Below are 12787 nucleotides of genomic sequence, written 5' to 3' on the forward strand. Positions count from 1 at the left end.
GGGCGGGTCGGGTCGTTGTGCTGCGGCGTGTGCTCGCTCATGTGGTGTCGGCTCCGCGCCGCGCGGGCAGTGCGCTGACACCCTCAAACCCGCGTTTGTGTGCTCTGGCGAACGCCCCCCGTTCTCACAGCGACTCACAGCCGCTCACAACCGGCGCGAGTTGAGCACACAGCCCCGATATGTCCCTCCGTCCGTCCGTCGCCTGCTGATTGCCCGCCTGGCGGAGGAGCCCCTGCCACCGGTGCGCGTCGCACCGCAGCGATGGAAAGGCAGCGGATGAATCGGCAGGTTCGGAAGCATCGGCGGGCTGCTTCACCCGGCGGAACGCCGCCGAGTCTCTGCCGCGAGCACGCTAGGGCACGGCTCCCCGACTACCTCGTCCAGTGCTCGGCGCAGCACCAGCGCGGCCGGGCCTTTGTCGGGGGCAGTCGTCGACGACCAAGGGCTGTCTGCCTCCCGCCATCATGGCCGCCTGGTGCGGGTGAGTGGGGCAAGGGCGGCGGCGAGCAGCAGCAGGATGCCACCGAGGACGTAGACGGCCTGGATGCCGATCTGGTCGGCCAGCGCTGCGCCGATGCCGAGGGAGGCCAGGCGACCGATCTGCCAGGTGATGTCGAAGGTGGCCATGACCCGGCCGCGGACGGCGTCGGGCACGGTCGCTTGCAGCATTGAGTTGAAGGTGACGGCCCCGGTGGAGGTGCCCAGCCCGTAGACGGCCAGGGCGGCGGTAGCCGGGGGCAGGCTCGACACGGCGGCGAGGGTGAGATCGACGCCGCCGCGCAGGGCGTAGGGGCCGAACACCCAGCCTGGCCGGGCTGGGTCACGGATGAGACGGACCAGTACGAGCGGTCCGAGTACGGCGCCGACTCCGATCGCGCCGATGGCGATGCCGTAGCCAGCGGGCGGGGCATGTAGATGGTCGCGGATGTAGACGACCAGCAGGGCGCTCGTTGCCCCTGCGGACAGGGCGGCGAGGGTCTGGCCGACCGCTAGTGCGGTCAGCCGCCGGTCGGCGGTGATGTGCCGGACACCGGCGGCGGCGCTGGTCCACCAGCCGCGCCACCGCCCGCCCGCGCTGGCATCGCTGTCGGCCGCTGCCGGCCGGGCAGGCTCAGGCAACCGGACGAGCAGGGCCGCCGAGACCAGGTAGCTGACCGCGTTGATCCAGAACGCGATCTTGAAGCCCGCCGCCGTGATGACCAGGCCGCTGACCGGGGCTAGGGCGATCTGTGACAGCACGGCTGCCGTCCAGATGCCGCTGTTCGCCGCGACCAGCCGGTCACGGTCAACGAGATTGGGCAGCACCGCCCCGGCCGCCGGGTTGAAGAAGACCGTCGCCGCTGACATGCCCGCAGCAATGGCATAGACCGCGCCGACGTGATCGGCTACCAGCGGCAGCACCCCGGCCAGCACTGCCCGGACCAGGTCAGCGGAGATCATTACGGTGCGCCGGGGCAGCCGGTCGACCACCGCACCAGCCAGCGGAGCCAGCAGCAGCACCGGCACGATCTCGGCCGCCACCACCCCGGCGACGCCCAGCCCGGAACCGGTCAGCTCGAACACCAGCAGACTCAGCGCCACGGTGGCCGCGACATCGCCCCACTGCGACACCGTCCTGGCCGCCCACAACCGCCGGTATCCGGGTATCGCGAACACCGCCCGCAGTCCGGATGACCGGCCCCGCTTTGCCTCACCGCGCACCATCACCGACGCATCCTGCCGCATAGTTATTCATCTATGGCATGGCGCTGTCAGTCCTGCCCTGAGAGGCGCTGGCGGCGACGTCGGCCGTGTCATGACATCGCCGCCGATGACATCCGGGTGACGCCGTCCCGATGTCTGTCACCGTCCGTCGACGCCGCGCGATGACATCAACGGCGACCGGTGTGACATTGCGGTATGCGCAAGGTCGACGTGAGTGATTGTGAGTGCCTGCGAGCGGCTGTGAGTGTCATCGCCGGCGTTGTCATCGTCGCCGCCATCGGTCGGCGGACCCTCACCCGACGGGCGCGGAGAGCCGATGCCATGGCGGGGTGGCGACGTCACAGTGCAGCTCAAGGACCGTGCCACACATCGATGTCTACGACTGCAGTCGATGTCAGGGATCGCATGTCAGAGCTGGTGTCACTCCCGTCGCGGCGGTGTCAGAGGCGGGGCGACCTGCGCTGTGAGGGTTTTGTGAGGCGGTCGTGCCGTAATCGGCGCCTGCCTGACGCCGGACATCACGACGGCATCGATTTGACGATCTTCGTTGACATGGAGCGTGTGACATGACCGCGTTTGACATCGACTGGCCTGCCTCGCCGCTGGAGGCTGCCGATGCCGCGTTCGCGGCGCTCACCTGCGATCCCGAACCGATGACACTCGATCTTGACACGTTCGACCGTGTCACCGGCCTGCCCGGCGGTGTGATGACACTGCCGGCGCTGCGGGACTGGCTCCTGGCGCACCCGCGCGCCTACCGGGCGCGTGACGAGGTGTGGCGGGACCTGGTGCGCCGGGCCCGCCTCGGCGGGCCGGCGTGGGTGATCGCCGCGGTCGGGATGGCGATGCCGGCGCTGCGCCGCTACGCCAATCACCTGTGCGCGGGCTACGCCGGCGACCCGGACGACATCGGGGCGGAGGTCCTCACCGGCTTCCTGGGCGCGCTGCGCGACCGGGTTGACCTGGCCCGCGACGCCCCGTACGCGGCGTTGTGCCGGGCGGCGTTCCGGGCCGGCTACGCCCTGCGCCAACAGGCCGGCGAGTACACGTCGGTGGACAACGTCGACCACGTCACCGGTCCCCGTACCCCCACCGTGCCCTACGGGCACCCGGACCTGCTCGTCCAACGGGCGGTCGGCCTGGGCATCCTCGACCGGGAGGACGAGCAGCCCTACATCGACATCCGGCTCGGGCGGCGGGCGATCGAACCGGTCGCCGCCCGCCTCGGCATCACCGTCGACGCGCTGCGCATGCGGCTGGGGCGCATCGACACCCGCATCGCCGACGCCCTCGCCAGCGGGCTGCTCACCGGCGTCACCAGTCAGCAGGCGGCCCGCGAGCTCGCCGGTCAAGCCGAGCACCGCGCCGCCACCCGCACCGGCCGCGCCACGGCCAGCCGCCGCACCGCAAGCGAGCTGACGGTGCCCGCGACGACTGCCCTCGCCGCCTGAATCACAGCTGCGCACCGCGTCAAGCCGGTGCCGCCACATTCGCCCCGTGAACGTCCTCGCCGGTGGCACCGCCCGCCGGCGAGGACGTTCGGCTGTGTCGATCCTTGACCCACGGTGGACCCCGACCACGGTGTCGGGGTCCACCGCTGTTCGTCCTCGTCGAACCGGATCTGTCCGCCTCACCACCCTGACCTTCGCTGCGCCCCGTACCCCCGGACAGACAACGGGCCAGCTGGCAGGCCCTCGACGCTCACAAGCACTCACAGCGGCTCACGGCGCAGCCCTTTTCTGTGAGTCAAAGCCACAGCGGGCCGCTTGCCCCCGGGAGGCCGGTTCCAAATCGCGGATCGGGAACCCCCCGCTGTGACCTGCGGTGGAAGTCATCTGGGCGGCGCTGTGAGCCGCTGTGAGCGGGGACCGTGTTCGCCAGAGCACACAAATGCGGGTTTGAGGGTGCGGAACTCTTCACGCCCCGGCTGAGCCCGGGCACGCGAAGGTTTCGCCCGCCGTCGGGCCCGGACATCGTCGGGCCGCCGCGAGCTGGACGCCTCGGGTGCCGCGCAGTGCTTGGTGCGCTGACACCTCATCGAACACCGCAACCCGCAAGGGAGGACGAGCTCCTCCCGAGGTCAGTGCCGCTCGTGACGTCTCCCGTTCTCCGCGCCCGACGGTGGTCCCCTTGACCGCCCGCTAGCGCCCCGCCGCCGTCACCAGGGGCGGGGCCGGAGGTGACCCCATCCATGTCCCGCATCCCGGCACGCCTGCGTGCCCTGCCCCAGCACCGCATCATCCGCTTCACCGGCCGGGCCACCACCGTCGCGGCCGCGCTCGTCGTGTTCCTGGCCGTGCCCACGGCCGCGTTCGCCGGCACCGGCGAGCCGCTGTATTTGGCGGCGAACTCTCTGCCGGTCGTGATCGGCAACCTGCAGACGTGGCTGATGGGCATCCTCGCCGCGCTGGCCACTTTGTTCCTGGTCCTGGCCGGCGTGTACTGGGCCACCGCTGGCGGTGACCCGGTCCAGGTCGACAAGGCCAAGGGAGCGCTGAAGAACGCCCTGGTCGGCTACGGCCTGGCCGTCCTCGCACCGGTGCTGCTGGACATCGTCCAGGGCATCGTCGGGGGCTGAGGGTCATGGGTTGGCTGCTCGACCAGATCCTCGACTGGCTGGCGGCGGCGATCCTCGCGTGTCTGGACGCGCTGATCGGGGTGATCAGCAGCGCGCTGCTGATCACCCCGAACGTCACCGCGCTGCCGCAGGTGCAGGCGTTGACCGGGCGTTCGGTGCTGGTCGTCGACACCGTCTTCGTCCTGGCGTTCGTCGCCGCCGGCGTGCTCACCATGACCGCCGGCGGCGACGAACGCTCCCGCTACACGATCAAGGACCTCGCCCCGAGGTTGATCGTCGGGTTCGTAGCCGCCCACTTCTCCCAGCTGTGGTGCGGCATGCTCATCGACCTCGCCAACGCCCTCACCGCCGCGCTCACCACCCCCGAGGGGGACAGCGACGGAGCGCTGCGAGCGATCAGAACTCACATCACCGCCGGGCAGGACAAGACCGCGGTGCTGCTGTTCGTCGTCTGCGTGGCCATCATCGCGGTCCTTCTGGCCGGCACCGCGTTCAGCGTGATCGTCAGGTTCGCCGTCGTGCTGGTGCTGACCGCGTTCGCTCCCCTGGCGCTGGCGGGTCATGCGCTGCCGCAGACCGACCCGGTGGCGCGGTTGTGGTGGAAGGCCTACGCCGGCACCCTCGCGGTGCCGGTCGTGCAGGGCTTCACCCTTTACGCCGGGCAGTGGATGCTCACCGATCCCGCCCACCTGCTGCCCGTGCTCGGCCTGCCGGTGGATCCGGGCGGGATCATCAACCTGTTCGTGGTCATGGTCATGCTGTGGACCACCCTGCGGGTACCCGCCCTGATGCGCCGCTTCGTGACCACCAGCGGCGGGGGCACGAACATGCTCGGCGCGGCGGTGCGGGTCATCGTGGTGCAACAGGTCACCCGGTCGATACCCGGCCTAGCCCGAATCCGGACGGTGACCCGATGAGCCGCCACGACCGCGACACAGAGCCGGGGCGGGCGCGGATGCCGGCCGACGTCGACGCACCGGACAAGGTGCTCTACGGGCTCACTTTCCGGCAGCTGGCCATCCTCGCCATCGCCGCCCTCGCCTTCTACGGCGCCTGGCGGGCTCTGCACGACCTGCTGCCGGCGCCGGTGCTGCTCGGTGCCGCTGTCGTCATGGGTGGGCTGGTATTCGGCATCGCCGTGGGCCGCCGCGACGGGCTGTCCCTGGACGTGTGGCTGCTCGCCGCCGTGCGGCACTCGCGCGCACCGCGAGCGCTGTCGACCACCGACACGACGTCGACGACACCGGACTGGGTGCAGGCCCCGAAGAGCAAGGTGATGCTGCCCGCGCCGTTGAAGCTGCCCGCCGACGCGATCGACGACAGCGGGGAGATCCGCCTCGGCGGCACCCGGGCGGCAATGGTCGCCGCCACCAACGTCAACCTCGCCCTGCGCACCCCGGACGAGCAGGCAGCGCTGGTCGACACCTTCGGGCGGTGGCTCAACAGCCTGTCGACGCCGACGCAGATCGTCGTGTCCGCGCAGCCGGTCGACCTGCACTCCCACGCCCGCACGCTGGCGCAGACGGCGGACGGCCTCCCGCACCCGGCCCTCGCGGACGCGGCGGCCGACCACGCCCGGTTCCTCGACCAGCTCGCCAAGAGGCGGGATCCGCTGCGCCGACAGGTCCTCATCGTCACCCAAACCGGCACCGGGGAGCGGGGGGAGAATGCCGCCCGCCGCCGCGCCGACGACACCGTGCGGGCCCTGTCCGGGCTGGGGGTCACCACCCGCGCCCTGGACGGGGCGGCGGTCACCGCCGCGATCGCCGCCGCAGCGGACCCGTACCGGCAGCCTAGGCCTGGTGGCCTCGCCGGCCCCGACACCGTCATCAGCGGCCCCGTAGACGGCAGCCGGAACACCTCACTCCGAAGGGATCGATCATGAATTGGACCCGGACCGGCTTGACGGCTCGACGACGGGCGGACGCGTTGGCGATGCGCGCCGCGGGAGGTGTGGCGGCGACGGTCGCCCCGGCCTCGGTGGAGGTCACCCCGCGGATGCTGCGGGTGGGTGACGGCTACGCCGCCACGCTCGTGGTCACCGGCTACCCGGCCGAGGTCGGCCCGGCCTGGCTCGAGCCGCTGCTGTCCTGGCCGGGCCGTCTCGATTTGGCGCTGCACATCGACCCGCTGCCGGCGCCTGTGGCGGCGTCGCGGCTGCGCGACCAGCGCGCCCGGTTCGAGTCCAGCCGAAGATCCGACAGCGAGCGGGGCAAGCTTCCTGACCCGTATGTGGAGGCTGCCGCCGACGACGCCGCTGATCTCGCCGAACGTCTCGCACGGGGAGCGGCGAAGCTGTTCCGGGTCGGGCTGTACCTGACCGTGCACGCCCGCACCGAGGCCGAACTCCTCGACGCGTGCGCGCAGGTCAGGGCCGCCGCCGCCTCCACCCTGATCGAGGTCCAGCCCGCGACGTGGCGGCATTTCGCCGGCTGGACCACCACCCTGCCCCTGGCCACGGACTCCCTGCGGATGCTGCGCACCATGGACACCCAGGCCTTGGCCGCCGCGTTCCCCCTGGCCAGCGCTGACCTGCCGGCGCCGCTGCCAGGCGACCCGGCAGCGGAGGGCGGGGTGCTCTACGGCGTCAACCCGGACTCCGGCGGCGTCGTGTGGTGGGACCGGTGGGCGCAGGAGAACCACAACTCCGTTGTCCTGGCCCGCTCCGGCGCCGGGAAGAGCTACTTCGTCAAGCTGGAGATCCTGCGCAACCTCTACGACGGGGTGCACATCGCCGTCATCGACCCCGAGGACGAATACCTTCGCCTGGCCGACGCTGTCGGCGGGGCCATCGTGCGCCTCGGCGTCGCGGGGGTGAAGGTCAACCCCCTTGACGTGCCGGCTGGGGACACCCGCCCGGACGTCCTCACCCGCCGCGGCTTGTTCCTGCACACGCTGATCAGCGTGCTGTTGGGGCAGCAGCCGCCGCCGGCCGAACGCGCCGCGTTGGACCGAGCGATCCTGGCCGTCTACCGGCAGGCCGGCATCACCGCCGATCCGGCCACGCATCACCGGCCGGCTCCGCTGCTGCGCGACCTCGCCGCGACCCTGCGCGCCGACGCCGACACCGCGGCGCAGCACCTCGCCGCCCGGCTCGTCCCCTGGGTGGAAGGGTCCTTCTCCGACCTGTTCGACGGGCCGACCACCACCCGCCCAGACGGGCACCTGGTCGTGTGGTCCCTGCGGCATCTGCCCGACGAACTGCGCACCGTCGGCACCCTCCTCGCCCTCGACTCGACCTGGCGGGAGGTCGACGCGCCCGGCCGGGCACGGCTGTCCACCCGCCGGCTGGTCGTAGTCGACGAGGCGTGGCTGCTGATGCGCGACGGTGAGGGCGCCCGGTTCCTGTTCCGCATGTCCAAGGCCGCTCGTAAGCGCAACGCTGGCCTGACTGTGGTCACCCAGGACGTCGCCGACGTCCTGGACACCGACCTCGGCCAGGCCGTGGTCGCCAACGCCGCCACCCAGGTGCTGCTCAAGCAGGCCCCGCAAGCCATCGACGCGATCGGCGACGCGTTCGGCCTCACCGCCGGGGAACGGCGGCTGCTGCTCGCCGCCCGCGTCGGAAACGGCTTGTTGATCTCTGGCACCAACCGCACCAGCTTCGAAGCCATCTCGTCCGACGCGGAGCACCTGCTGTGCACGACCCGGCCGGCGGACCTGGCCGACCTCGACGACGAGGAGGACCACCTGTGAGACCCCAAGACACCATCATCCTGAGCCCACCGACACCGGCGCCCAGCCCTTCCGGGTCGGGCGCCGAGTTCGTGGCACCCCCGACCGGGCCTGGCGGGTGGGTCGTTGACGCCGGCGGGTGGGCTGTGCAGCGGCCGTGGCTGCTCGCGGTGGCCGCCGCCGCGGTGGTCGTCTACGTGGCGGCGCGCAACCTGCTCGAGGTGTGGCGGCACCGCCGGCACGCCGACGGCGCCCGCCTCGTGACGATCGCCCCGCCGCCCGAGGTGGACCCGCACGGCGCCGCCGCCCTGTGGGCCAACCTCGCCGGCATACTCACCCCGTCGCGGCGTCGACGCCTGCTCTACGGCAGCCCGCACGTGGTGTGGCAGTACACGTGGACCGGCCGGCGGCTGCTGATATCGCTGTGGGTGCCGGGCACGGTGCCGCAGGGGGCGGTGGAGGCGGCGGTGCGGGCCGCGTGGCAGGGTGCGGCCACGAGCACCGACGAGGCGCCGCCGCCGATCCCGCTGCAGGTGCGCGCGGCGGTGGGCGGGCACCTGCTGCCCACCGCCGCCGAGTGGTTTCCCTTCGCCACCGACCATGACAACGACCCGCTGCGGGCGCTGATGTCCGCCGGCTCGCAGCTCAAGGCCGACGAGCACGCCTGCGTGCAGATCCTGGCCCGCCCCGCCACACCGCGGCGCGCCGCTAGGGCGCGGCGGGCGGCCGGCCGGATGCGCGACGGCAAGACCGGCGTCCCGGCGATCAATCCGGCGGCGCCGCTGCTGTGGCTGATCGAGCTGTTCCTGCCGGGGCGCACCGGCAGCGCGGGCCGCGGTGCCCAGCCCGCGGCCGGCCGCGATCCGGTGGTGCAGCGCGATGTGCGGGCGATCCTGGACAAGACCGCGCACCCGCTGTGGCAGACCGGCATCCGCTACGCCGCGGCGAAGGACAGCCAGCGAAGCGGCTCCGACCCGCGGGGCCGCCTGCGGGCCGTGGCGGACGCGGTCGCCTCCAGCTTCGCCGTCTACGCCGGCCGCAACCGGCTCGCGCACCGTGCGCGGATGCCGTCGCCGGTCGCGGTCCTGGCCGGGCGCCGCCTCGCAGCGGGGTTCCTCGCCTCGACGCCGGAGCTGGCCGGGTTCGCCGCGCTGCCGCAGGACCTGGCCGTGCCCGGCCTGGACCGGGCCCGGGCGAAGCCGATGCCCGCGCCGGTCGCGGTGCCCACCGGTGGGCGCGGCGCGAAGGTGCTCGGCGACGCCGAGGTCGGCGGCCACGGCGTGGGGCTGTCGGTGCCCGATGCGCGCTATCACATGCACGTGATCGGGTCGACCGGGTCCGGGAAGACGACGCTGCTGGTCAACATGGCCGTCGACGACATCATCGCCGGCCGAGGCACGGTGGTGATCGACCCGCACGGGGACATGGTCCTGGACATCCTCGACCGGCTTCCCGTGTCTGTGGCCGACCGGGTGGTGCTGTTCGACCCCGACCAGCCCAATCCGCCGACGCTCAACCCGCTGTCCGGGGATGACCCCGACCTGGTCGTGGACAACCTCGTGTCGATCTTCGGGAGCATCTTCGCCAAGGCGTGGGGGCCGCGGATGGACGACGTGATGCGGGTGGCCTGCTTGACGCTGCTGCGCCACGCCAATGTCACCCTCCAACACATTCCCCCGTTGTTGAACTCGGCGCAGTACCGCTCGGCGATGACCGTCGACCTTGAGGATCCGGCCGGGCTGTCCGGGTTCTGGCAGTGGTACGACGAGCTCAACCCCGCCCTGCGCTCCCAGGTCATCGGACCTGTCCTCGCCCGCCTGCGGGCGTTCCTCCTGCGGGACTTCGTCAAGCGCACCATGCGCTACCCCCATTCCAGTTTCGACATGGGAAAGGTCCTCGACGGCGGAGTCCTGCTGGTCCGGATCCCGAAGGGCACCCTCGGGGAGGACACGAGCAAGCTGCTCGGCTCCTTCGTTCTCGCGCAGGTGTGGCAGGCGGCCACCGCCCGGGCGAAGATCGCCCCCGAGAAGCGGCGCGACGCCACGTTGATCATCGACGAGGCGCACAACTTCCTCACCCTCGCCAACAGCCTCGACTCGATGCTCGCCGAGGCCCGCAAGTATCGGCTGTCCCTGGTCCTGTCCCACCAGGACCTCGCCCAGTTCCCGCGTGACCTGCTCGCCGCCGCGTCGGCGAACGCCCGCAACAAGGTCTACTTCTCCTGCGCGCCGGAAGACGCCCGCGTCCTGGCCCGGCACACCCTGCCCGAACTCGACGAGCACGACCTGGCCCACCTGGATGCCTACACCGCCGTCGCCCGCCTCGTCGCCGACGGCCGGCAGACACCGGCGTTCACCATGCGCACCCGCCCACCCAAGCCCGTGGTCGGGGAAGCCACCGCCATCCGGCAGGTCGCGGCGGCGTCGGTGCCCGTGCAAGACACCAGTGCCATGGACACCCTCGTCGAGCAGTACTCCCGGTCCGGCAAGGACGCTCGCAGCACCGCCAGAGGCACACGCGGCAAGGGCAGCAAACCCTGACCCTGGCCGGATACCACCCACTGTCGGCGCTGCGAGGTCCCCAGCGGGACGTCTGTCAGCGCCGCACACGGACCGGAGACGACCAGTCGTCGCCAGCTTCCGACACCCTCCGACAGGAGGGATCCGTTCCTTCTACTCCCTCAAGGAGTTCCCTCGTGTTCAGCTCACGCACGCGCGACCATCTCGACCAATCGCCCAGGCGCATCCTGCGCTACCGTCAGGTCTCAGCCTGGCCCGCAGAGCACCACCTGCCTCCGACCGACCAGACCACCCGGACCCTGATTCCCTCAACCCGAGCCGCCCGGCTGCGCCCGGCTACCCCGCACCTAACCGAGGCAGTCAGCCGGGTTGTCGGTGTCAGCGACGGCGACGGGCGGCACCTCCGGGCCGTCGGCCCGCTCGGGACGCTGGTCCACCCGACCACGCACCACGAATCGGACCCACCCGACACACGGGCACTGCGAACCAGCTTCCCGCGCGCCGTAGGCAGTCGCGGCGGGGCGGCGGATGGTAGCTGCGCGGGCGGCAGGTTTCCAGCCTCGCGTGGTCTCCGGGCTCTGTCAGGGCCCGGTGGGACGCCGGTGGCGCCGGGGAGGGCTTGGCGTCGGTGCCGCAGCGGGTGCTGGGGTCGGTGTCCTGGTCGGTCTTCAGACGGACACCCACACCGACGGGTACTCACCGCCGAAGGCGCAGCACCACGCCAGTGCGCGGCAACCACGGCGCCGACCGGAATGACCCTCCGGGTCTCCTCCTGTAGGGGTGGTCACCATGCGCGCTAGCGGCGACCGCGTCCTGCGTGTCCGCGCCCAGCTCACCGACCGTGACCAGCTCCTGCTGGACTGGCTGGCCGACCACCGCGTCCTCACGACCTTCCAGATCTCCCACGCGCTATTCGGGTCACTGGACTTCGCCCAACGCCGCCTGCTGAGACTGCACCGGCTGGCACTGGTGGACCGGTTCCGGCCCCTGCGCCCCGGCGGCGGATCGTTCCCCTGGCACTACGTGCTCGACCAACTGGGCGCGGAGTTCGTCGCAGCCAGCCGCGGTGAGCCGCCGCCACGGCGCGGTACGACAGTCGACGGGCTTCGCCGCATCGCCACCAGCCGCACCCTGGACCACGACCTGGGCGTCAACCAGTTCTTCACCGACCTGGCCGGCTACGCCCGCACCCGAACAGAGGCGAGGCTCGAACGGTGGTGGTCGGCGCAGCGCTGCGCGCAACCGGGCGCGTTCCGCACCGCCCTGATCTCGAAGGTACGTCCCGACGGGCACGGCGTGTTCGCCCAGGACGGCCGGCGGGTGGCGTTCTTCCTCGAACACGACTCCGGCGGCGAGCGGCACCGGGTGCTGCTGAAGAAACTGACGGGGTACGCCGCGCACGTCGCCGAGGGCGGCCCCGCCTGGCCGGTGCTGTTCTGGCTGCCCACCGCCGCCCGCGAACGGCACCTGCACCAGCTGCTGGCCCAGGCGCGCCTCGGGGTGCCGGTGGCCACCGCCGCCCGCGACAGCATCGACGACGAGACCAGCCCGGCCGAAGCGGTGTGGCTCGTACACGGCGACAGCGACGCCCCACGGCGCCTGATCGACCTGGCCGGACTCGGCGACCCCGCCCCAGACGACGATGAACCGTAAGCCCAGCCGGCCCACACCTGCGATGGTCCGCGGCAGGCACCCCGGCCGCGGCCCCGCATGGACCCCGTGCCCCGGGACCGACCCGACAAGAAGGCCGACGGCCACCGGGCGAGACCCTCACGGGGCAGGTCAGAGGCCCCGCGGCGACGTGTTCGCCGCTGCGAGGAACGCCGTCACCGACCGTGTCTGTCAGACAACAAGATCATCTGTGAGCGTGGCCGGTTCTCACAGCGCCACCGGCGCCGACCCGCTCATGGAGGGCCGAAACCTCTCACAGCGCAGGTCACCGCCCCTGCGTCGCGCACATTCGGTCGGCAGGCGCTGTGAGAGCCGGCCGCTACCTTCTTCGGCAACACCACACCTCATATCGCTCCACCCGGTTCGGTCCCACCTCAGGGATCCCTCGCCGCACCCACCGGTGCACTACGCCCACCCGCCTCTCCGGCCGGTCGGCACGCGCACCGCGCGGCGACCCCTGACGGTCGCACCAACCACCCGCACCACCCGCACCACCTCTTCTCTTACTCCCTGACCCGACCCACGTACCCGGTGGGCCGGTCATCCCTGCGCGCCCGCAGCGCGCCCGCACGAAGGAGGTCCTCACCGATGGCCAACACCGTCAACGGCACTGCGCTGACCCGTCACGGCAGCCGCGTGC

The 12787-nt window shown here is 71.9% G+C and carries 8 protein-coding genes; 7 read left to right on the forward strand and 1 reads right to left on the reverse strand.

From position 1 onward, the window contains the following. Nucleotides 1–462 precede the first annotated feature (462 nt). The gene (locus DKT69_RS07140; protein WP_201749526.1) at nucleotides 463–1725 is read right to left on the reverse strand and encodes an MFS transporter; all 1263 of its coding nucleotides are present in this window, start codon (nucleotides 1723–1725) and stop codon (nucleotides 463–465) included. Nucleotides 1726–2270: 545 nt separating this feature from the next. Between DKT69_RS07140 and DKT69_RS07145 the strand changes: the two genes are divergently transcribed. From DKT69_RS07145 to DKT69_RS07175, 7 genes are all read left to right on the forward strand, one after another. Then, the gene (locus DKT69_RS07145; RefSeq protein WP_109800783.1) at nucleotides 2271–3155 is read left to right on the forward strand and encodes a hypothetical protein; all 885 of its coding nucleotides are present in this window, start codon (nucleotides 2271–2273) and stop codon (nucleotides 3153–3155) included. A gap of 740 nt (nucleotides 3156–3895) precedes the next feature. Then, nucleotides 3896–4282 carry a pilin gene (locus DKT69_RS07150; protein WP_109800784.1) on the forward strand — a complete coding sequence of 129 codons (387 nt, stop codon included), beginning with the start codon at nucleotides 3896–3898 and terminating at the stop codon, nucleotides 4280–4282. 5 nt (nucleotides 4283–4287) lie between these two features. Beyond that, nucleotides 4288–5199, forward strand: a complete 912-nt coding sequence (locus DKT69_RS07155) for a TrbL/VirB6 family protein (protein WP_109800785.1) — start codon at nucleotides 4288–4290, stop codon at nucleotides 5197–5199. Next, nucleotides 5196–6167: a PrgI family protein gene (locus tag DKT69_RS07160; RefSeq protein ID WP_109800786.1), complete on the forward strand. Its 972-nt coding sequence runs from the start codon at nucleotides 5196–5198 to the stop codon at nucleotides 6165–6167. The genes DKT69_RS07155 and DKT69_RS07160 overlap by 4 nt, the downstream gene beginning before the upstream one ends. A 50-nt stretch (nucleotides 6168–6217) precedes the next feature. After that, on the forward strand, nucleotides 6218–7978 hold the full coding sequence (locus tag DKT69_RS07165; protein WP_109800787.1) for a VirB4 family type IV secretion system protein: 1761 nt from the start codon (nucleotides 6218–6220) through the stop codon (nucleotides 7976–7978). 71 nt (nucleotides 7979–8049) lie between these two features. Then, on the forward strand, nucleotides 8050–10497 hold the full coding sequence (locus DKT69_RS07170; protein ID WP_438361812.1) for a helicase HerA domain-containing protein: 2448 nt from the start codon (nucleotides 8050–8052) through the stop codon (nucleotides 10495–10497). 768 nt (nucleotides 10498–11265) lie between these two features. After that, complete coding sequence (locus tag DKT69_RS07175) at nucleotides 11266–12129, forward strand: replication-relaxation family protein (protein WP_109800790.1); 864 nt, start codon at nucleotides 11266–11268, stop codon at nucleotides 12127–12129. The last annotated feature ends 658 nt before the right edge of the window (nucleotides 12130–12787 follow it).

This window comes from Micromonospora sicca, assembly GCF_003172935.1.
Classification (GTDB): Bacteria; Actinomycetota; Actinomycetes; order Mycobacteriales; family Micromonosporaceae; genus Micromonospora; species Micromonospora sicca.